Source organism: Kamptonema formosum PCC 10802, assembly GCF_000332335.1.
Classification (GTDB): domain Bacteria; phylum Cyanobacteriota; class Cyanobacteriia; order Cyanobacteriales; family Oscillatoriaceae; genus Oscillatoria.
In genome coordinates, this window is sequence record NZ_KB235952.1 from 386,639 (window position 1) to 407,458 (window position 20,820).

A 20,820-nucleotide genomic window follows, 5' to 3' on the forward strand; every position below is an offset into this window, starting at 1 on the left:
CAGCCAAGTACGCCATGCCGAAAATTCCTCATTTTACGCTCTTTCCGCACAACCGGACGCCCGTCCAAAAGCGCGCGCCTGCGCTTTTTCCATGAGTTTATTTTACGGTCGCGGCGCGCCAAACTTTATTAATTATTAATTAATGCTTCATCATATCTTCATAAAACTTCCTTGCGGCTGACGCCAGGAAGGGTTAAACTGAGTAACAAAGTCAATTTCACCAACAACCTTGTGGGTCATCTAATGCTGTCCCCGACCCGCTCGGGCTGAAGGCCATATTCGTCTGTGGTTTTCCTGCCCGCTGAGCTGTACAATCCCATAAAACAAGGCAGTTAGTGCCAGCCGATGAAGTTTTGTTAAGAAGCGGGAGCCCCATCTATGTCTGCGAGCGTCACCCCAAACCCGATTCAGGAAATTACCGACAGCAACCAGCTGCTGGCCATCATCATTTCTTCCAATTTTAACAAGCCTGGGATTCACTTTTTCACTCCCAACGACCTGTCTCAACAATTGGCCTACATGAGGCACCCGGCAGGGAAGATGATCGAACCCCACGTCCACAATATGGTGCCTCGGGAAGTCCACTACACCCAGGAAGTTTTGTTTATCAAAAAAGGGAAACTTCGGGTAGATTTTTATAGCGATCAGCAGCAATACTTAGAGAGCCGCATTTTAGAAGCGGGGGATGTAATTCTGCTCATCGAAGGGGGGCACGGGTTTGAGGTTTTAGAAGAAGTGGAAATGATTGAGGTCAAGCAAGGGCCCTATGTCGGAGAGCGGGACAAAACTCGTTTTACAGGAATCGCAGCCGAGCGGGCAAAAATAGTAGAGTGAACCTTATGACAGAGCCAATTCCAGTCAATCAGCCTCTCCTGGATGGGAACGAAAAGAAATATCTCAACGAATGTATTGAGACGGGCTGGATTTCCTCGGAAGGGCCATTTATCAAGCGCTTTGAAGAGGAATTAGCAGCCCGTGTGGCCAGGAAACACGGCATTGCAGTCAGCAATGGTTCTGTGGCTTTGGATGTGGCAGTGGCGGCGCTGGGGATAGGTGCGGGCGATGAAGTGATTTTGCCGGCGTTTACGATTATATCCTGTGCGGCAGCGATTGTCAGGGCGGGGGCGGTGCCGGTGGTTGTGGACTCCAATCCGCAGACTTGGAATATGGAGCTCCGCCAGCTGGAAGCGAGGATTACACCGAGAACTAAAGCAATTATGGCTGTGCATATTTACGGGCTGCCGGTGGAGATGGAGCCGGTGCTGGAATTAGCCGAAAAGTACGGGTTGCGCGTGATAGAAGACGCCGCCGAAATGCACGGCCAAACTTACAGAGGCAAACCGTGCGGGAGTTTCGGGGACATCAGCACATTTAGCTTTTACCCCAACAAACACATCACCACCGGCGAAGGGGGGATGGTGGTGACGGATGACGATCAGTTGGCTGAGCGCTGTCGCTCTTTGCGGAATTTGTGCTTTCAACCGCAGCGGCGCTTTGTCCATGAGGAGTTGGGGTGGAACTTTCGCATGACGAACTTGCAAGCGGCTTTGGGAGTGGCTCAATTAGAGCGGCTGGATGAATTTGTGGCTCGCAAGCGCCACATGGGGAGGCGCTACACAGAACTGCTGGCGGATATACCGGGGTTGGAACTGCCGCTTGAGCGGACAGATTATGCTGAAAATATTTATTGGGTTTATGGTACAATTATTAAAGATGAAGTGCCGTTTGACGCAGCGGAAGCGATGCAGCGGCTGAGCCGGCACAAAATCGGCACGCGCCCGTTTTTTTGGCCGATGCACGAACAGCCGGTGTTTCACAAAATGGGACTGTTTAAAGGGGAGTCGCATCCGGTAGCTGAGCGGATGGCGCGGCGAGGATTTTACATTCCCAGCGGTTTGGCTTTGACGGATGAGCAAATGGAAAGAGTGGCAGATGTGTTGCGCGAGGTAATGGCATGAGTGTGTTTGGTAATTACGCCCGCTACTATGACCTTTTATACCGGGACAAAGATTATGCCGGTGAAGCCCACTATGTTAGTAAACTGCTGCAAGCGCACGCACCGGCGGCGCAATCGATTCTAGAGCTCGGCTGCGGGACAGGCGCGCACGCGGCGCTGCTGGCGGAGAAGGGATATGAAGTTTGCGGTGTGGACATGAGTGCGGAAATGCTGGAGCGGGCAAACAAGCGCTTGCAAGCACTGCCGGCACAGCAAGCTTCAAAGCTGCAGTTTCACCAAGGGGACATCCGCACTTTCCGGTTGATCCGGCAATTTGATGCGGTTATTTCCCTATTTCATGTTATCAGCTACCAGACGGCTAATGAAGATTTGCGAGCGGCATTTGCGACGGCGAAGACACACCTAAAGCCCGGGGGTGCGTTCATTTTTGACTGCTGGTACGGGCCCGCCGTTCTCAGCGACCCGCCGGCAGTGCGCGTCAAGCGCTTGCAGGACGAGGAAATTGCTGTCACCCGCATTGCCGAGCCGGTGATGTATGCCAATGACAACCTAGTGGATGTCAACTATCAAGTCTTTATAAAGAATCTGCAAGATGGTACAATAGATACAATCGAGGAAACTCACAGAATGCGGTATCTGTTTAAGCCAGAGCTGGAACTATTGCTGTCCGGGGCTGGGTTTGAATTGATGGCCTGTGGGGAGTGGATGACAGATAAGGAGCCGGGGTTTAATACCTGGGGAGTTTATTTTGTTGGCAGGGCGAGCTGAAATTATGAGTAAAGTCTGTTCGATTTTCTTCTTTGAAGGGTATGTGGGGGTAGCTCCCACGATTGTTAATACATCCAAAATTCTGGATAGTAGTGGCTACTATGTAACCATATATGGGAATAAAAATGATTGCTCTACCAGCCCAGGATATTTGGGGGAGAGAGTCAAAAGTATTTCCTTCCGGAAGGCGGCCCGAATCATGGCGTTCCTCAAAAAGAGGGTTCCTGACTGGGTTCCTTTATTAGAGTTAATGATTTACACCTTTCAGTGCGCTATTCATTTAGCAAGTCACCCCAATGGGCGAACAAAGGTTAATATAGGGGTGGATATTTATGGGGCTGTTGCGGCTCTGATATGTGGGGGGATTTTCAGGCAAAAATTTTTGTTTTTGTCTCTGGAACTGCACGAACCAGAATACCGGCACAGGGGGCCATCTAAAATCATTGCCAGTTTAGGTAAGTTAGCCTATAAAAAATCAGAAGGGTTGGTCATTCAAGATGAGGACAGATTTAAAACGTTTTGCCAATACTATGGATACAAGCATCCGAGAGTTTTCTATTTACCCAACTCCACGCTAGCCACTCAGCCGGCTCCTCAGGCAGTTCAGGGAAATTACTTCAGGGAAAAGTTCAACCTGAGTCAGGAGCAGTATCCCTATATTATTTTGCAAGCCGGCATGATATGCGATGCGGTATATTCATCGGCTTTGGCGCAGGCGTTCGCATCCATTGATAAATGCGCTCTCATTTTTCACGACCGCCAAGCAAGAAGGGAAGAAGACCCCGACATCAAGTTCCTGCGGCAAATCAACTCAAAGAACCTATTCCTGTCGCTAGAACCACTCCCTTATGACCAAGTGGACAGGATTTATACTGCGCCAACTATTGGGTTAGCTTTCTATGCCGACCTCGGAAATAATTACGCTCAAATCTCTATGGCTTCGGGGAAGTTGCCCCAGTATTTAAAGCATGGCAAGCCGGTTTTGGTGAGCAATTTGCCGTCGCTTTCCAAGTTAGTCGATCGATATCAATGCGGTCTGGCTATCAAAGACCCGTCCGACCGTCAGGAAATTCAAGCGGCTCTCGACCGGATTTTAAGCGATTACGAGACTTACAGCAACAATGCTAAGGCTTGTTTTGCCGCCGAGTTTGATTTTTCTAAAAAGATGGAGCCGGTGTTATATTTCATGAATTATTTATAAGATAGGAAGCTTCAGGGGCGCTTGAGGAGCGGTTGCAGGGGCGGGCCCTATCCGGGGGCTTTTGGATCTTGTGGAGCCCGGGAGAAGCTGCGCTCCCTCTTCCTTTATCCTTCATCCTTCTTCTGTCCGAAGGCTGAATTATCCCGCCTGAGAACTTCCCCCCACAGATGGATTATAGCAAGGGAAAAACCTTGTTATAGTGCAGCTGACGTGATTGGTTAGAGCTTCTCATGCAAAATATTCCAGATAAGATTCAAGAGGCTAAAGACAAGCTGCCAAATCTTACTCCCACCCCTCCGAAGCTGAAATCGCAGTCCTCCGCGCACGATCTGAAAGCGCGTCTGGAATGGGGCGAACCGGCTCTGACGATTCTCGACGTGCGCTCGCGCACCGCGTTTAACGAGGATCGGATTTTGGGAGCGATGCCGGCACCGGCAGATGAATTGGCAGAGTGGGCGAAATCCCATTTGGAATTCAACCGGGATATCTATGTTTATGGCGAAACCGACGAGGAAACCGCCGGTGCTGCGGCTAAACTTCGGGAGGCTGGGTTTGGGTGCGTAGCCGAGTTAAGAGGCGGTTTGGCTGCGTGGAAAGCGATCGCCGGCCCCATAGAAGGCACTCGTGATGCGCAAACCCCTCCCCCACCGTCTGCATACAATGTTGTGTCCCAGATGAAACATCATGCGGAAACGCAATCGCGGGATGTTTGAGGGTTTCTGCGGAATTTAATGGAGCTGTGACCTGACGGCTGCTAGACAATCAAAGCAAGATTGGGGCAATCCTTGTGGGGGTTGCCCAGAAACCCGGTTTCTTAAAGAAATCGGGTTTTTCAGTCCCTCACTGATATGAGAGACGCTATATAATATGGCAGCAGAGGTGATTGGTTAGAGTTTCTCATGCAAAATCTTGTAGATAAGATACCAGAGGCTAAAGAGAGCCGGGGAAACCTTACTGCCCTGTCTGGGAAGCTGAAACGGCACTCCTCGCCGCACGATCTGAAAGCGCGTCTGCAGTGGCGCTCGTCGGGTGTGGCGATTCTCGACCTGCGCGGCCTCACCGCGTCTAACGGGGATCGGATTGTGGGAGCAGTGCCGGTGTCAGAGGATGGAATGGTGCAGTGGGCGCAATCCAACCTGGAGTTCAGCCAGGATATCTATGTTTATGGCGAAACTGACGGGGAAACCGCCCGAGCTGCGGCGAAACTTCGCGCTGCTGGGTTTGCGTCTGTGGCTGAGTTAAGAGGCGGTTTGGCTGCGTGGAAAGCGATCGCCGGTCCTACGGCAGCCACTCAATAGGCAGCGCCGGACCGGCGAGTCTTGGCGGCGACAGGCGATCGCATCCTCCAGCTGGCGTCACACCCAGCTGGCGTCAGACAAATTGCAACCCTGCTGCCAGCCAGGACGATGGTCGCGCGTGTGCGATCGCGGTCGCTTGCGAGAGGATTTATAAAGCAATTGTTAAGCTCTGATATAGCAGTAGGCACTTAAGTCTACTTCTATAAAAGTTCTGATAAATATTAAGAAAAGTTTAATTACTTCAAACCCCCTTGACAGTTTAAAGTAGGGTGTGCTAGAAAATATACAGGTTAAGCATAAAGGGTGCGGACCTCTTAATAGGGGTCGGGTCACACCGCAATAGGGGTGGCCGATACGCCAATGTTTTTTTTACGACTGACAGGCATCTCGCCTGTTTACACACAAATTTTGAGGAAAAGATGGATACTCTAGCCTACGTACACCTTTGTTTAGCTGAAGAAGACGCAGCAGATATTCCTGAACTCAGGCTGCCGAGCGCCCAGAGTCTGGTAGGAGCTGCCATGACGGTTGCGGTAGCCACATCAGCGATTGCGGCAACACCGGCAGAGGCCCGAAACTTAACGCCAGGCATGAGCGGTAAAGACGTGGTGCTGCTTCAGGAATTGCTGAAAGTCAACGGGTACTTCTGCTGCACAGCCACCGGCTATTATGGCCCAGTCACGAAAAAAGCTGTGAAGAATTTTCAGTATAACCACTACCTGTATGCAGATGGGATTGTAGGACCTCGAACCAAAGGATCAATGGGGGCATCTTGGTAAATCGCTTCTAAAAAGAAGACACGCTGAACAGCGAAGCGATTCAATTCCGATTTAAAGCATTGGCGGGAAATAAACCTCCCGCCAGTCAGCGCTCGCTTCTCACGGACGAGATGAAAGGCGGCGATTGTTCGACCGTTTAACCAAGATTGGGGCAAACCTTTCGGGGGTTGCCCCACAATTTTATGCAATAGCTCGCAGGGTGCGTTCCTTCAGGGAACTGGCAGTCTTCCCCTGACCGTATAGAAGAATCCCCAGTGCTTGCTATAGCAGTATGCACTTAGGTTAAAACATTAGACCTTCAGGGCAGCCAGACGCTGGCCTACGTCTATATCCCAGTAGTAATATGGGTTAGGACAATAGGAGCCGGAGTGCGAGGGTGCAAAAGAGGCCGTAATGTACGAACCTAAGTGGCTACTGCTATATTTCGATCGCCATTGTATTACAGGCTGGACTCCCACACCGGCAAGCAGAAAGCACCCTGAGGGAAATGCTCACAAGGGCAGGCAGGGATTGTTACAAACGCACCCTACTGCGGCTGTGAGTGACATGCCGGTTAAGTCCCAGCGGCTGCATCACCGGCAGCCGGCTGGGAATGGCCCCCTGATGGACGCTGCCCTTTCATATGATAATTTCTATTCTGACAAGTGTATCGATGATTTGGCTAGAGCTACAGGAATTCTTAACTGTTGACCGCTGTGTGGCACTGCGGCGAACGACGGCTCGCCCCTAGAGCCGGTCCGGCGCGGAACCCCCCCTGTCAGCCCTTCCAGCCAGAGGCAGGGAAGGAGAAACTGGAGGCTCAGACTCTAGATGCGCTCGCCTACCTTAATTTCTGGTGAGAGAAATTAAATTCATATGCTCCGATGTCAATGCCGGCTCCTGAGGGTCTGCGATGTCCCTCAAAATCAGTCCCCGCCGCACTGATGGGGGTTCCCGCATCAATAGCCGGACTTGTGGGCAGAATCCTAAAATTGGCTACCGCCGCATCCAGGGATGGATTGACAAATAGAGGATTAACGCCGATTAAATTCTTGGCTTGTCTGAGATTGGGCGAGCGTTTGCTATCTCTCTGGTTCCTAGCGCAACCCAGGTTATACTCCCACTTGTTATTCGTGGATTCCCCCTCAATAAAGTCTAGCCTGTCAGGATCTATCGCACACGCTATATTGTTGTAGAATTGAATATTGCTGGAAAGGTAAGCCGATAGCTCCCCTTTTAAGTCTCCGTTTAAGTTGGCGGATTTGCTGTTGTAGGACGACGTATTATTCCTGACCGTTACATTGTCGCTTTGAAAGATATGAATCCCCCGCCCGCCATTAGAAAAGACAATATTATTTTCAATCAGTGTTGAAGCGGTGTACTTGGCTCTAGGAGTTTGAGATTGCGCCTGCCGGAAGTCATCGATAATAATGCCGTTGCCATCCGTAATTTTTCCATCCTCTCTGGGAACTATGTTTTGATTGTAATAAGAGAGATTCCCTCGGATTATATTGTGAAAGCCAGGTTCGCTGTCAAAAGCGATAGCCTGATAAATGGAAATGCCGCTGCACTGGTAGTGCGACCTAAAGGCGTTGCGATAAACGGTGTTCCCTTCAACATGCAGGTAATCTGTCTCTTGACCGGAAACCCCGCCACAGCCGGCATCATGAAGTTGATTGTTGATGATTCTTGTGTGATGGTTTCCCTTTCCTACATGGATGGCAGAGCCGGTGAGAATGGAGGTGACGTCAAACCCGTTTATTTCTATGTAGTTCCCCTCCACTCTAAACGTCCCGTCCTGAGTTCCGATTACAAAGGGCTTGTGACCTGGGAAGGCTTGAAAGGCAATCCATCTATCAGGGGTTCCTGATTGTGTTACGGTAAGATTTTCCTGATAAGTTCCATTTTCAACATATACCAGATCGCCAGCTGCTACCTTTTGGTTGGCTTTTCCTATTGTTTTAAAGGGAAGCTCTGCTGTGCCGGGATTGCTATCATTTCCTCGCTCGCAAGCGACATAATATATTGTGCCGGCGCTTTCCCTAGAGCCAAGGGATTGACTGATTCCTGGCACCCGAGCCGGTGTTAGGGCGGCGCTGCTATTACAACTTTGTACTTGATTGGCTTCTCGCACCGGCTCGACGGTGACTCGCTGGGATTGATGTTGCGAGAGGAAAGAACTCCTGCCCATCTGACCCATAAAGATTGTAAGTAAAGCAGCAGTGAAAACTGTCAGAAAAGTTTTCATAACGCCAGCTTTCAACATGGCACCCATCTCCTGATTGTTTGTGGGGTGTGACCTGCGAGCTAGGGGGTGCAAAAACCCCCTCAGCCACAGGGAAGTTTTTCGCTTGCTTGTCACCGATCACACCCTATCTACTCCCATCCTGTTGGGGCTTGCGAATAATTTCCAGCCAAACAAACTTGTGAGCCATTGAGCAAAAAACAGCAGCACAAATCGGGGATTGTGCTTCAAATGGCGTTTCCACAAACGTTTTGGCTCCATTGCTATGCGGAACAGCCATTCCAAGCCCGCCTCTTGCATCCAGCTGGGAGCTTGTTGGACGCGCCCCGAATGAAAATCAAAAGCCGCTCCCACACCTATTATAACAGCAGGAATGCGATCCTGATGGGCTTTCATCCAAAGTTCCTGTTTCGGACAGCCAATACCGGTGAATAAAATCTGCGCTCCAGACTCCACAATACGCTCCGTGTAAGCTGCATCCTCCTCGGGCGTCAGGGGGCGAAATGGCGGTGCGATCTGGCAAACGATCTGAATTTCTGGGAAACGCTTGCGCAGGAATGCCACAAATGCCGCCAAGCTTTCTGCTGTGCCGCCGTACAGCCCAATTTTAATATCCGTGCGGGCTGCAGCTTCGCACACATATAAAGTTAGAGCCGGTCCGTAGACGCGAGAGGCATTTCTCACACCAAGCGCACGCAAAGCCCACACGAGAGGCATGCCATCAGGTGTGACTAAGGCAGCGCTGTTAACTAGACGAGAAAAGGTTGGGCTGTCATAGGTTTCCATTGTCATGTGCACGTTAGAAACGCAGACGCAGTAGCTCTTTTTTGTTTGAGCCCAAGCTAAAATTCTTTCGGTTGCATCTTCATAGCTAGTAGCATCGACTCGCATGCCGAGTATGTAGCGATGTTCTAGCGGTGCTATTTTATCGAGCGATAATTGCATAGTATCCTATCCTCCGGTTTTGCTATTAATACCACTTCCCTCGTTGCCTTCGTTCCCAGGTTCTGCCTGGGAACGGGCTTCTGGAGGCTCTGCCTCTTTTTCCCTCGGGAATAAATCAGCTCTGAGCCGGCGCTTCTGCCAGCGCCATATCCTGTGCGATCGCAGAGGCGTATACCTGAAGTAAGGAAGACATGTAATTCTTGATATCAAGGGATTGAACGCGATTTCGACCGGCAGCTCCCAAGGCGAGTCTTAATCCCTCATCTTCAATCAGGCTTTGCATTGCTTGAACTAACTGCTGCTGGTTTCCTGGCTGAACGAAAAGACCGTTATGCCTGTCAGAAATAATCTCAGGAATTCCTCCGACTGGCGTCACGATTGCCGGCAAACCCCAAGCCATTGCCTCAAGCATGGACATCGGCAGACCCTCGTTGTAAGAAGGCAGCACAAATGCATCAGCATTCGCCAAAAGTTCATCGCGCTCTGCGGGACTTATCCAGGATAAAACTGTAACCCGTTCCTCAATACCCAGCTCTCGAACTAGCTGTTGAGCCATTTCCACATCCCCATTGCCAGCCAGGACTAATTTGGCGCGATTTCTCTGCTTTTCGGGAAGTGCGGCAAACGCCTTAATCAGGTCAAATGCTCCCTTGTCTTGCTGGGGGAACGCAACAACCGATTTAGCCATTTCAAGCGCTCCGCCGCGTTTTCCAATCCGTCCCAAGAAGACAAAGGTCACTTGCTCGTTCCCTGTGCGCAGCGGGACTGCCGGTGGCAGCTTTACTGGATTGTGCAGCACAGCAATCTGGCTTTCGTCAAGCGCAAAGTTTTCCAGAAAATAAGCTTTCCAACTTTCAGACAGGACTATGAATTTTGTGCAGCTGCCAAATAAAAGCGCTAAAAACTTCTGAACCGGGCGCGGGAGCTTGGCGAAAAATTCTTCATAGGTTGCTCCGTGACTGTGTGGGACGACCGGCTTGCGGAACCCCAGAGCGAGCAGGGTAAGAATCGCTTTGCGAAAAGTGCTTCCCCTTTCTGAGAAATGGATATGGATGACATCCGCTTTGCCGGTTAGGAGCGTCAGCAAAAGTGTCTGAGCCGCTTTCAGGAAGACCCGCACATTATGAATGGCAGAGCCTTGAGCGAAGGTAGCGACGTGATGGATTTTAACATTTGAAGGGGCGTTTTCGAGGATCAGCTTTTCAACTGAAGTAATTCCTCCCTTGACATCAAGACCGGCTCCCAGCATCAGCACTCGTGTCTGTGCCGGTTGAGTGGTAAATGTATTCATAACAGAGCCTCCTTAAGTTAAACAGCGATCGGTTTGTTCAGATTTGAAACTGAGAGAGATGAAAACGCTTTATTCTCTTCTGGTTCTGGCGGCAAGAGCATTGATAAAACTGCCGCTACATACAGCACCCAACAAATATCATTTCGCACCAGCAGCGAACTTTCGGTTATGTTAACCAAAATCTGGAAGAGCATCACAATAAAAGGCCAATAACCTTCTGAAGTTCTAGTCAGGCGCACCCAAGCTAGTCCCTTAACTAAATGGATAAAAAATCCCATCAAATAGAGGGAGACTCCTAATAAGCCCAAACTGAGCCAGAGATCCAGTAAGCCATTGTGGGCGTCTGGCGGCTGCCAGCCGGTGGCGTACCAGACCATCGCAGAAGGTCCATTCAAGCCGCGCCAAAAACCGCTGTACCCATAGCCGAGCCAAGGGCGTTTCCAGATCATATCCAGCACACAAGGCCACAATTCTGTACGGCCAGTAAGTGTTGCATCCTTACCTAACGATCCTAGCAGAGCGTCTGCGGCAACGGAAATCCCTATATATAAGATTGCGCTTGCGGTTGCTATGGCGATGGCGGCAGGAACCAGCCGGTCGAACCGCCATCGCAAACTCTGGCAGACAAAGAAAGCGGCGGTAATAGTGATAAAATTTCCCAAGGATGAGGAAGAAGTTGACAGTAAGATCAGCGCCAGCGACAAGCTAAAGCCGAACCAGAGAAGCCAGCGATGTTTTTTCGCCCCACTCGCCAGGAGCAAAAAGACAGCTGAACTCAGAACCATCATTTTGCCGAGAACGTTTTTATGGGTATAGATTCCCCGCCAAGCTCCTGCGTGGAGCCCACCCATAAGCCCGTATTGTGGGAGCGCCACAACAAACAGGACACTCAGCACTATCGACAGAGCAAACGTCCAACCCAGTAACTTTAACTGCTGTTTCGGGCTATAGCGGGTCGCTAAGTAGAGTCCGAACAGCGAAGTCCCGATTAGAGCTATAGCGCGGCTTAGGGTTTTTTCCGGTGCGGAAGACCAAAACAGGGAGACTAGAGCCAGCCCCACTAATAGCCAGATAAACCTATCTTTACTCAGGACATAAGCCACCTTCTTCCAGCGCGCCATAAGCAGAAAAAAGGACAGAGCATAATTTAAAAGGAAGAGAAGGTACGTCAGAGAGTTGTCCATCTCTTCTACATTTATTCCATCCTCCTCATTGGCACCCCCTACGATAAGGACAGTTATCGGCCCCCCTGTATAGAGCATCAAGAATAGAGCTGTGAATGCCGGCTCAGCCAATCGGAGAAGTGTTTTCATGAGCGGAGGGTATCCCTATTTTGGATTTTGGATTTTGGATTTTGCCCCTCGTTCCCAGGCTCTGCCTGGGAACGCTGCTTAGGAAGCAGAGCCTCCTTTTTCCAACAAGCAACATTATTAGCGCAATAGCTTACTATATATCTCAACTTTGCATTACAGGTATTTTTTTCTTTCTATTCCTAGGCGGGTTTTGGCGCTTAAAATCCCAGAAAAATCCCCGGATTTGCTGCCGGACATCCTGAGGGAGCAGCCACATCGCCAAATACAGCAAGTAATCAGTGGGTCTGAGTTGGCCAAATCGCACAGCTTCCCGCAGCAGAGGCCAAAACACTTTCCAATCGCGCTGTAAGGACGCCTGCGGACTCACAACGGTGACAATAAAGCCTGAATAAGCCCGCCGTGTTACTAGATTGCGGACCGATCGAATCCAGTCCAGAGAATATTGCCAGTCGTTTATGTTGCTTAAGGATTTGCGCCCTAGCTCTGTATTCCAGATAGCTACAGGTTCAGGCACAAACTCCAGCCCCACACCTTCCAAGGCGCTCACCCGAAGCAGCCAGTCCCAATCCTCATGTCGGGGCAAGTTTTTTTGAAAAGGCAGCTTTTTAAGTAACTCTTTTTTTGTAAAAAAGGTAGAAGTTTGGATAAACCCTTCTCCCACAAACAAAGAGTTGCGAGCGAAAAGGTATTCGCTCAGGGGTTCAGAGGGTGCTGGCAGCCTTCTTGGCCAAACAAATTCACCTTTTGGGTTGCGGGCAATCAAGCAACTGGCGACAACGGGAAAAGCGTGACATGAGTGAGTGGCTAATTCCAGCTGCCGGTCGAGCTTTTGGGGAAGCCATTCGTCATCATCATCTAGGAAAGCTATCCAAGCGCCTTTTGCCGCGCCAACACCGGCATTTCTGGCAGCTGATGCGCCCACATTCACTGGCAGCGCTATGACTTTCAGTCTGGGATCTTCTATCTGCTTGAGTTCTTTTACCGTGGCCCGATCTGGCCCATCCACCACCACAATCACTTCTATCGATTTCAGGGTTTGGCCCAGGGCACTCCTGACTGCCCTGCTGGCAAGGTGAGGTCTATTTCGCGAAGGAATCACCACGCTCACCATTTCTTCGAGAGTTTCATTCATAGTAGACCAGCCTAATTCAATATAACATGAGTTTTTCAAAAACACTTCTCCAGAAACCAGGTGTCTTTAAGAAACCTGGTTTCTAGATATTGCCGCTCTCCCGACGGCAGAAAAGCCCAGAACACCCATCAGGAGCAAATAAGCCAAACTCGCAGCGACGGCAGTCAGCAGGAAGTTTTGACTGATTTCCTGTAGAATCAGGAATACAGCTAGCATAAACACGCTGATCAGCAGGGGCCGGCGCAGAATCCCCCACCAGTGGATCGAAAACAGGCGGGTGCGGACGGCATACATATATTGGCTGCAGGCACTGATGTTCATTAGCAGCGCCGCTATCGCCGCACCGAGCAACTGATATTGCGATACCAGCACCACACTGAACAACCCACCTAACACATTGGTGACGCTAACTTCTCGCAAGTTAACTCGCTCCAACCCATTCGCCACAAGTAAAGAGCTGAGCGGTCGGATGAAGGATACGGCAACAAGTCCCAACGCCACCACCTTCAGGGCTGCAGTCGCCTCAGCAAAGCTAGGATCTCGATAGATAAAAATTAGTAAATCGCCCCCCATAAAGTATAGCCCGACCAGCAAGGGCAATGCCACGCACAGCAAAATCTCAGCAATACTTTCGACCAGGTGACGCTGCTTTTCCTTTCCGAGGGTGACAGCTTTCGAGAGGCTGGGAAAAACAGCCAAGACAACGCTCTGTGCCAGAATCTCAAAGGGCTGCATCAATTGCGCCACACCTCCGAAAAGTCCAACCACAACCTCGCCCCCTAAGAGTGACAGGATAAGGACCTGCATTCTGCCGCTGAGCGCCGCCACACCCTCGATCGCTACCAGTGTGCGGGCAGCCCTCACAGTGTGCCAAATAAACTCCCAGTTAATCTGCCATTTTGGTTTGACTGTCCGTGCGAGCAAGACCCATTCAATCAAAAGAATCAAAAATTCAGAAATCACAAAGATTCCAGCCAGAAAGCTGACCCCAAAGTTCAGCTTCATCGCCCACACCATCACCCCTACGCGCAGGATGTACACCGGCACTGTGCTCGCCGCAATCAGGTGCATCTTTTCTTGCGCCTGAAAAATCGCCTCAGTAACGTTAGAGAGCGAAAACGGGAGAATCGCCAAACCCAGGACGTAGCAAACAGTCGAGGTGTCGGAACTGTAGGGGAGCGCGAAAACAGCCGCGAACAGCAGGGCATAGCCGGTGAGGCTGAAAAGCAACTGCAACAGAGTGCCGCTCACCAAATACACCGGCGTTTCTTGGGGATGGCGCGACAGCTCTCGCGTGAACAGCGTTTTGAACCCCTGTGCGGCGACGCTCATGAAGATAAAATAGTAAGTGAAGGCCAGCAAATACTGCCCTAACTCATACGGGCCAAGAAGGCGAGCGATCCAGGCAAACAGCACAAAACTCGTGAGGCTCTGCGCCAGCCGGTTGACCGCCATTGAGAGAGAATTTCCTACTACTTTGCGCCGTCCCATTATCATAATAACTCATTCCCCAAACTAGCGTCAACTTCTCCGAAAAACTAAAACTTCAAAACAAGCCCGCAACCGCCGGCAGCCATCAGTCATGCCGTTTAGTGCCGGCTAGCATAATTTCCGCTCTGGGCTGTTGAAACCTTCTGGGCGGCGTATTCCGTGCCATAGTAGAAATAGCTGTCGGATTCGTTTTCCACGATTAAAGCATTAGCCACTAGACCCAAAACATTCTGACCGGAACGCTGCAAATACTCTTTAGCTGCTGCTGCACTGTTATAATCCACCACCTCAGGCCGGACCACCAGCAAAACGCCATCCGCCATTTTGCCCAAAGTAAGAGCGTCAGCGGCGATCACCAGAGGGGGTGCGTCTACGATTACAAAATCATAATTTTCTGAAAAATACTCAATCAGTGAAGCCATCCGCTTCGAGTCGAGCAGCGCTAGTGGGTTGGGAGGGACCACACCGGCAGTCAGCACATCCAAGTTAGGCATCACTTCAGTCGCAGCGGTCTTAAAATCCGCTTGACCGACAATCGCATTACTCAAACCCACGGCATTGATCAGCTCCCATATATGGTGCTGCAGCGGATGGCGCATATCCGCATCCACCAGCAACACCCGACGCCCCAGCTGAGCCACAGCTGCCGCCAAATTGGCAGAGACTGCAGACTTGCCCTCTTTCGCCACAGAACTCGTGACCACAATAACTTTCAGCGGTTTATCTGAACTGAGAAATTTTAGGTTCGCCTGCAGCATCCGGTACGCTTCACTAATCGGCGAGTGGGGAGTGTCTCTCACGGGAATATTGGGCACCGGCCATTCTTTGTCCTTGCCCCGAGGCAGCGCTTTTTTCCCAAAATAAGGAATCGTTCCCAGTAAAATATACCCGAAAACATCCTTAACCTCTTTGAGAGTTTTGATCGATGTGTCTCTTATTTCTAAAATAACCACAGTGGCTGTAGAGAGCAAGACCCCCAGCAGACTCCCTAAGGCAAACAGGATAGCTGGTTTGCGGAACAAGGGTTTTTCCGGAACGGGTGCCGGTTCCAAAATGCGGGCGTTCCCGATATTTTGGGTTTCCGCAAGCCGCACCTCTTCCAGATTTTTCAAAAGCATTTCATAAGTGGACTGGGCCGCTTCCAGTTTCCGCTGCAGTTGCCGCTGGTCCTGTTCCAATTTGGGCAGAATATTCACCCGCTCCTTGTAGGAGGCCAGCGTCTGGGACAGGCGCTCGACCTGGCCGGCTAAACCGAAACGCTCTACCTCTGATTTGACCAACTCTTCAGCCAGGTTTTCTTTCGTCTCCCCAATCTGCAAATCCCCCTCGGATACCGGCTTTGGACTCCCCAGAGACTCCGCGACCCGCTCTTGCAGCACCGCTTTTAGCGCCGCTCTTTTCTCTTTCAGACCGGCAATCGCCGGGTGCGCTTCCTGAAAGCGAGTCCTATCCACCGCCAGCTGAGCTTCTACCTGTTGCAATTCTTGCAGGACTTCCCGCACGCCGGCAGACTGGTTCAGGGAACTCACCGCTAGGGCTTCCTGTGAGTCCTGTCCCAGTTTATTGCGGAGTTCTGCAGAGCGGGCGGTTGCGTCCGCTAGCTCAGCTTGCGTTCGGATGATTTGATTTTCTAAGCCGGTAATAACCCCGACTGCCGATTTGGCTTCCTCCTCCAAAGCTACAACTCTGTTCTGTTCTTTAAATTCCCGCAGCGCCCTTTCCGCTTGCAGAACGATAGCCTCAGCTTTCGGCAGTTGCTGGGAAATAAATTCGCGAGCTGCAGCCACCTGAGTCCTGTTCACCTGGATATTATTCTCTATATAAATACTCATCAGCTTGTTGACCACAGCCGCACTTTCTTCCGGAGCCCTGCCCTGATAAGAAATCAGCAGCACATCCGCTCCTGGCAGACTTTTCACGTCCAGCCGAGTTTTTACGATTTCCTCGGCGTCGATGGGCGCACCTCTCTCATCTTTCAGGTTGAGTGCGCTGGCAGTCTCTCGCAGCAGAGGGATAGAACGAATCACCTCTGATTCTGTCTGCAAAAGATTGCTCTTATCCGTCAGGGGGGGCTTCACTTCTGACAGCTCTTTTCCCACCCCCGTGAGAGAAGTCGTGTAGTCTCTCTTAAATAAAAGCTTGCCTTCTGCCCTGTAAACCGGCTTCTGTAAGAACGCCATCAGGGAAGAAAGCGCGACCGCCGAAGCAAAAACAGCCCCAGCCGGCAGCCAGCGCCTTTTTAAAATCAGCCAGATATGCCCAAAATCTATATCTAGCGCTTCCCTAGAGTCCATTTTTAAGTTTTCCGCCGGTGAACTTGATATCATAGCACTCTCCGCAGCTGCCTTTCCCAAAAAATTGAAAAATCTCCTGTCACCTTCCAGGCAGAGCCTGGGAACGTGCCGGTGGAGGCTCTGCCTCCTTTCCATAATAAGCAGATTAAAAACGTAACAGCTCAGTAAGCCCCTCGTTTATTTAAAACGACCATAACAGTGCGCAGCAAAATTTGCAAGTCCAGTGCGAGCGACCAATTTTCAATATAAGCCATATCCAAGCGCACCACTTCTTCAAAGTCCTGAATGTCCGACCGGCCTGCAACTTGCCAAAAGCCGGTTATCCCCGGCAAAACTTCCTGCCGGTCGTGATGGCGCTGCGAAAATCGCTCTACATCTCTCACCGGCAAAGGTCGAGGGCCTACCAGGCTCATCTCTCCCAAAAGGACATTAAAAATTTGCGGCAATTCGTCCAGACTGTAGCGGCGAAGGCATTTGCCGGCACGGGTAATGCGCGGGTCATCTTTAATCTTAAAAAGAATCCCATCTTTCGTTTCATTGCGAGCTTCTAATTGCTTTTGCAACTGCTCAGCATCAGCCACCATCGTGCGGAATTTCCACAGTTTAAACGGCTTGCCGCGCAGGCCAATCCGAGTCTGCTTGTAAAAAACTGGGCCCGGAGAGTCCAGTTTAATCAGCAAAGCAATCATCAGACAAACCGGAGATGCGAGCGCCAAGAAAACAGCGGCAAAGCAAAAATCAAAAACCCGCTTCACCCAAAACTCAGCGCCTTTTATCAGCGGAGCGTGCAAATTTAGAGCCGGCAGACCTCCCACTGTAGTCAGCTCTAACTCTTTTGGCGAAAGACTTTGAACGGTCGTGTAGAGAATGTGCAAGTTTATGCCGGCATTCCGAAACATCCAGCAGACAAACATTCGATTCTTTATAGCTTCCGAAGATACGAAAACCTCGGCCACTCCCAAACCCACCAGCCTTTGAATCGTTCCTTGACGCTTGTCTCTCTCTAAGCAGCTAGAATCCGCAAACTCTAGAATGTCGTAGCGGGTGTCTCGCTCCAGAAAATAAGCTAGGGTTTCGCGATCTTTCCTGTCACAAATAACGCAGCTAGGCAAGCGCCACAAACCTTTTTCGCGAAACCCGTCTATCGCGGCGCTCACTCCCAGCCGGCCCGCACATGTCAAACAAATGCTTAAAACCCAGGACAACAGAACAGTTAAAGGAGCTATAAAATAATCTATTTGATATAACAGCGCCAGCAGCAGCAGCAGAGCGTGGGCCAAACTGACCGCTCGCACAGCGCTGAACCAGTCGCAGCGCTTTTTCCCGACTTTAAAAACCCTTTCACCGGCTACTAACCCAATCTCGGCAATAAGGATGGGCAGCAGGGAAAGCGGCTGTCCTTGGATGGGATAAGGAGAATCAAGCGCCCTCCCATAAGTCTCCGCCACCCACCACGCCAGAGATAGAAGAGTAGAATCCACTAAAACCAGTGCCATTAATCTCAGCCACGACACACCCCAACCCTTTCCTAGAGTTGTAAATCCAGAGGAGCGCAAGTCTAAGTTAGAGTCTAACAATGTAAAAGATGCCATTCTTATCTTTACTCCCTCGTTATTGTAAGCAATCTAGCCAGACAAGTCGTTCAGTCCCGACACGGCGTTGAGCGTAACTGCCGAGCCATCATGGAAAGTTAGCAGGCAGTCAATAACTCCTAGCTAAAATCACTATTCTTTTTGATTTGCCGGCACAACTTCAGGCCACTCATTTTATATGGGGGCCAAAACCAGCGCTCAACAATCCCTGCCTCTTTTTGGCTTTGATTTATTCTAGCTCTACCACAAGTCAGGGTGTTGCCATTTTGCCGCAAACCTTTTTCTGTTCAGCCCAGCGCTGGCCCGAGTCACCTGTCACCGGCGTCCCCCGGCGCGAGAGCGCACTTGACTAACGGGAGCCGGGGAACGGGAAAGTTGAAATGTCCGTTCCCCAAGTGGCTGCTGCTATATCGCAGTAGGCAGTTAGGTTCGTACATTTCGGCCTCTTTTGCACCCCCGCACTCCGGCTCCTATTGTCCTAACCCATATTACTACTGGGATATAGACGTAGGCCAGCGTCTGGCTGCCCTGAAGGTCTAATGTTTTAACCTAAGTGCATACTGCTATATATAGCAGTATGCACTTAGGTTAGGACAAGCTTCCCTGCCTCTGGCCACCGGCACCCCCCGCAAACTCATAAATCCAGACAAAAGTCAAGATTTTTTTACAAAACTTTGGCAATTTTTAAAATACCCTGTTACATTGCAGGTGTAAACTTATGTTGCGTACCGCCGCTCGTGTACAACTTCCTCCGCATCATACCGGCACCGCCCCCGCTGCGAGCCAAGTCCCTCGTTTACGACCTCAAAGCCCGCCTGGACTGGGGCGAGCCGGCGCTCACCATTATCGACGTGCGCGACCGGCACCCCTCCCACACCAGCCGCATCCAAGGCGCTATCTCCATACCGCTCAGCGAATTGGCCGATCGCGCCCTCAGCAGCCTTGAACTGACTCGCGACATCTACGTTTACGGCGAAACCGACGAAGAAACGGCCTCAGCAGCGGCAGTCCTTCGCGCTGCCGGCTATCAAAACGTCTCCGAGTTAAGAGGTGGCGCAGCCGCCTGGAAAGCAGTTGGCTTTCCCATCGAGTCGATGAGTCAGGGTGCCAGAAATTGAAACCCACCGCCACTTCCAGCCGCCCCACCGTAGGACATCTGTCCCAGATGTCCCACATGGCTTCTTTTGCCAGAAATTGCCAGAAACCCGGTTTCTTTGAGAAACCGGGTTTCTTCATCAGTGCTCAAAAATGCCGGTGTATTGCAACAAATCCAGAGAAACCAGCACCGGCAAACACCCAAAGCACTCCTCCGCCAGTGAGTGTCGCTTCTCCCGCTGCAGCATCGCCACCAGCTTTTGTCGCGCACTCAGCAAATAGCGAACATCATTCGCCGCATAGCTCAGCTGATCGTCCGAAAGATTCGCCGCATTCCCCCAGTCGGAACTCTGAGCCGTTTTGTCCAGCTCAACACTCTCCAGTTCTTGCACCACCTCCTTCAGTCCGTGTTTCGGGCTATAAGTTCTCGCCAGTTTGCTGGCAATCTTCGTGCAGAACACCGGCGCGACATTGATCCCCAGATGATAGCGCATCATCGCCATATCAAAACGCGCGAAATGAAACACCTTCACCACTTGAGCGGTTTCCATCAGCAGTTTTAAATTGGCAGCCTCTCTTTGGCCTCTCTCAATCCGAATGACCGTCACCCGCCCTTGCGGGTCGCACAGCTGCACCAGACACAAGCGGTCGCGCCAAGGTAACAGTCCCATCGTTTCCGTATCCACTGCAACAGCCTCTGCTGCCAGATACGCCGCCAGTTGCCCGTCAGAAAGGTCGCGGTCGCAAACTTGAAACGTTTCTAAATCCATAATGTCCTCTCACTCCACCCTAATTATTGGCTATATTACCTATAGCAGCAGTCATATTGGTTAGAACAATAGAAGCTTCGGGAGCTCTGGAGCAAGGGAGGCCGGAATGTAGGTTTCCTAAATGCTTACTGCTATATAGACGTAGGGGAGGCGTCCGCCGAGCCTGAAGGTCTAATGTTCTAACCTAAGTGCATACTGCTATATCTGTCCGCCGCAGCCCGTTCCCACGCACGGCAACTTATCTAATATCCGGTTGAAAGCATATATACAAAACCGGTCTCAAGGCGCGTTTTGCAAATCTCATTTAATCGGAAACCCTCTCATTTACGGCAATTTGCTGCCGAAAAGCGGCCACCGGCAGCCGAAAGTGGGCCACGAACAGCCGATTGGCCCCACAGAAGGGGGTGCCGGCGGGTCAAATAATCTAATCTCCGGTTGAAAGCATATATACAAAACCTGTCTGAAGGCGTGTTTTACAAATCTCATTTAATCGGATATAGCAGCAGTCATATTGGTTAGAACAATAGAAGCTTCGGAAGCTCTGGAGCAAGGGAGGCCGGAATGTAGGTTTCCTAAATGCTTACTGCTATATAGGCGTAGGGGGGCGTCCGCCGAGCCTGAAGGTCTAATGTTCTAACCTAAGTGCATACTGCTATAAAGCCCAACTACG

Annotated in this window: 17 protein-coding genes; 8 read left to right on the forward strand and 9 right to left on the reverse strand. The window is 50.8% G+C overall.

All coding sequences use genetic code 11. The features are described from left to right. Positions 1–378 precede the first annotated feature (378 nt). The 7 genes from OSC10802_RS0137870 to OSC10802_RS56265 all read left to right on the forward strand — a co-directional run bounded on the left by OSC10802_RS0137870 (position 379) and on the right by OSC10802_RS56265 (position 6,003). Positions 379–834, forward strand: coding sequence for a cupin domain-containing protein (locus OSC10802_RS0137870; protein ID WP_017721972.1), 456 nt, complete (start codon positions 379–381; stop codon positions 832–834). A 5-nt stretch (positions 835–839) separates the two neighbouring features. After that, the gene (locus OSC10802_RS0137875; RefSeq protein ID WP_017721973.1) at positions 840–1,958 is read left to right on the forward strand and encodes a DegT/DnrJ/EryC1/StrS family aminotransferase; all 1,119 of its coding nucleotides are present in this window, start codon (positions 840–842) and stop codon (positions 1,956–1,958) included. Beyond that, positions 1,955–2,725 carry a class I SAM-dependent DNA methyltransferase gene (locus OSC10802_RS0137880; RefSeq protein WP_017721974.1) on the forward strand — a complete coding sequence of 257 codons (771 nt, stop codon included), beginning with the start codon at positions 1,955–1,957 and terminating at the stop codon, positions 2,723–2,725. Before OSC10802_RS0137875 ends, OSC10802_RS0137880 begins: the two co-directional genes overlap by 4 nt. A gap of 4 nt (positions 2,726–2,729) precedes the next feature. Next, on the forward strand, positions 2,730–3,926 hold the full coding sequence (locus OSC10802_RS0137885) for a glycosyltransferase family protein (RefSeq protein WP_017721975.1): 1,197 nt from the start codon (positions 2,730–2,732) through the stop codon (positions 3,924–3,926). A gap of 230 nt (positions 3,927–4,156) precedes the next feature. Then, complete coding sequence (locus tag OSC10802_RS0137890; protein WP_017721976.1) at positions 4,157–4,639, forward strand: rhodanese-like domain-containing protein; 483 nt, start codon at positions 4,157–4,159, stop codon at positions 4,637–4,639. Between the two features lie 186 nt (positions 4,640–4,825). Further along, positions 4,826–5,224, forward strand: coding sequence for a rhodanese-like domain-containing protein (locus OSC10802_RS43710; RefSeq protein ID WP_017721977.1), 399 nt, complete (start codon positions 4,826–4,828; stop codon positions 5,222–5,224). A gap of 419 nt (positions 5,225–5,643) precedes the next feature. Beyond that, entirely contained in the window at positions 5,644–6,003 is a 360-nt protein-coding gene (locus OSC10802_RS56265; protein WP_017721978.1) for a peptidoglycan-binding domain-containing protein, read from the forward strand. Between the two features lie 820 nt (positions 6,004–6,823). On the opposite strand, the gene OSC10802_RS0137910 is transcribed toward OSC10802_RS56265, so the two are convergent. The 8 genes from OSC10802_RS0137910 to OSC10802_RS0137945 all read right to left on the reverse strand — a co-directional run bounded on the left by OSC10802_RS0137910 (position 6,824) and on the right by OSC10802_RS0137945 (position 18,285). After that, on the reverse strand, positions 6,824–8,344 hold the full coding sequence (locus OSC10802_RS0137910; protein ID WP_198525387.1) for a right-handed parallel beta-helix repeat-containing protein: 1,521 nt from the start codon (positions 8,342–8,344) through the stop codon (positions 6,824–6,826). Positions 8,345–8,347: 3 nt separating this feature from the next. Beyond that, positions 8,348–9,172, reverse strand: coding sequence for a WecB/TagA/CpsF family glycosyltransferase (locus OSC10802_RS0137915; RefSeq protein WP_044172827.1), 825 nt, complete (start codon positions 9,170–9,172; stop codon positions 8,348–8,350). A gap of 115 nt (positions 9,173–9,287) precedes the next feature. Further along, complete coding sequence (locus OSC10802_RS0137920) at positions 9,288–10,463, reverse strand: glycosyltransferase family 4 protein (protein WP_017721981.1); 1,176 nt, start codon at positions 10,461–10,463, stop codon at positions 9,288–9,290. Between the two features lie 17 nt (positions 10,464–10,480). After that, positions 10,481–11,776, reverse strand: a complete 1,296-nt coding sequence (locus tag OSC10802_RS0137925) for an O-antigen ligase family protein (protein WP_017721982.1) — start codon at positions 11,774–11,776, stop codon at positions 10,481–10,483. Positions 11,777–11,918: 142 nt separating this feature from the next. Beyond that, entirely contained in the window at positions 11,919–12,908 is a 990-nt protein-coding gene (locus OSC10802_RS0137930; RefSeq protein ID WP_017721983.1) for a glycosyltransferase family 2 protein, read from the reverse strand. Positions 12,909–12,974: 66 nt separating this feature from the next. Then, positions 12,975–14,405 (reverse strand): oligosaccharide flippase family protein, encoded by a 1,431-nt coding sequence (locus OSC10802_RS0137935; protein WP_232731919.1) that lies wholly within the window; start codon positions 14,403–14,405, stop codon positions 12,975–12,977. A gap of 92 nt (positions 14,406–14,497) precedes the next feature. After that, entirely contained in the window at positions 14,498–16,726 is a 2,229-nt protein-coding gene (locus OSC10802_RS0137940; protein WP_232731920.1) for a GumC family protein, read from the reverse strand. Positions 16,727–16,854: 128 nt separating this feature from the next. Then, the gene (locus tag OSC10802_RS0137945; RefSeq protein WP_026099168.1) at positions 16,855–18,285 is read right to left on the reverse strand and encodes a sugar transferase; all 1,431 of its coding nucleotides are present in this window, start codon (positions 18,283–18,285) and stop codon (positions 16,855–16,857) included. A 737-nt stretch (positions 18,286–19,022) separates the two neighbouring features. Here OSC10802_RS0137945 and OSC10802_RS0137950 point away from each other — a divergent pair. Next, positions 19,023–19,403 (forward strand): rhodanese-like domain-containing protein, encoded by a 381-nt coding sequence (locus OSC10802_RS0137950; protein WP_017721987.1) that lies wholly within the window; start codon positions 19,023–19,025, stop codon positions 19,401–19,403. Between the two features lie 117 nt (positions 19,404–19,520). On the opposite strand, the gene OSC10802_RS0137955 is transcribed toward OSC10802_RS0137950, so the two are convergent. Further along, positions 19,521–20,150: a ribonuclease D gene (locus OSC10802_RS0137955; RefSeq protein WP_017721988.1), complete on the reverse strand. Its 630-nt coding sequence runs from the start codon at positions 20,148–20,150 to the stop codon at positions 19,521–19,523. Positions 20,151–20,820: the final 670 nt, after the last annotated feature.

What these genes read in the sequence shown, in the direction of transcription:
- OSC10802_RS0137870 (WP_017721972.1), top strand. Translation starts at nt 379, where the DNA reads ATGTCTGCGAGCGTCACCCCAAACCCGATTCAGGAAATTACCGACAGC.
- OSC10802_RS0137875 (WP_017721973.1), top strand. Translation starts at nt 840, where the DNA reads ATGACAGAGCCAATTCCAGTCAATCAGCCTCTCCTGGATGGGAACGAA.
- OSC10802_RS0137880 (WP_017721974.1), top strand. Translation starts at nt 1,955, where the DNA reads ATGAGTGTGTTTGGTAATTACGCCCGCTACTATGACCTTTTATACCGG.
- OSC10802_RS0137885 (WP_017721975.1), top strand. Translation starts at nt 2,730, where the DNA reads ATGAGTAAAGTCTGTTCGATTTTCTTCTTTGAAGGGTATGTGGGGGTA.
- OSC10802_RS0137890 (WP_017721976.1), top strand. Translation starts at nt 4,157, where the DNA reads ATGCAAAATATTCCAGATAAGATTCAAGAGGCTAAAGACAAGCTGCCA.
- OSC10802_RS43710 (WP_017721977.1), top strand. Translation starts at nt 4,826, where the DNA reads ATGCAAAATCTTGTAGATAAGATACCAGAGGCTAAAGAGAGCCGGGGA.
- OSC10802_RS56265 (WP_017721978.1), top strand. Translation starts at nt 5,644, where the DNA reads ATGGATACTCTAGCCTACGTACACCTTTGTTTAGCTGAAGAAGACGCA.
- OSC10802_RS0137915 (WP_044172827.1), bottom strand. Translation starts at nt 9,172, where the DNA reads ATGCAATTATCGCTCGATAAAATAGCACCGCTAGAACATCGCTACATA.
- OSC10802_RS0137920 (WP_017721981.1), bottom strand. Translation starts at nt 10,463, where the DNA reads ATGAATACATTTACCACTCAACCGGCACAGACACGAGTGCTGATGCTG.
- OSC10802_RS0137925 (WP_017721982.1), bottom strand. Translation starts at nt 11,776, where the DNA reads ATGAAAACACTTCTCCGATTGGCTGAGCCGGCATTCACAGCTCTATTC.
- OSC10802_RS0137930 (WP_017721983.1), bottom strand. Translation starts at nt 12,908, where the DNA reads ATGAATGAAACTCTCGAAGAAATGGTGAGCGTGGTGATTCCTTCGCGA.
- OSC10802_RS0137935 (WP_232731919.1), bottom strand. Translation starts at nt 14,405, where the DNA reads ATGATAATGGGACGGCGCAAAGTAGTAGGAAATTCTCTCTCAATGGCG.
- OSC10802_RS0137940 (WP_232731920.1), bottom strand. Translation starts at nt 16,726, where the DNA reads ATGATATCAAGTTCACCGGCGGAAAACTTAAAAATGGACTCTAGGGAA.
- OSC10802_RS0137945 (WP_026099168.1), bottom strand. Translation starts at nt 18,285, where the DNA reads ATGGCATCTTTTACATTGTTAGACTCTAACTTAGACTTGCGCTCCTCT.
- OSC10802_RS0137955 (WP_017721988.1), bottom strand. Translation starts at nt 20,150, where the DNA reads ATGGATTTAGAAACGTTTCAAGTTTGCGACCGCGACCTTTCTGACGGG.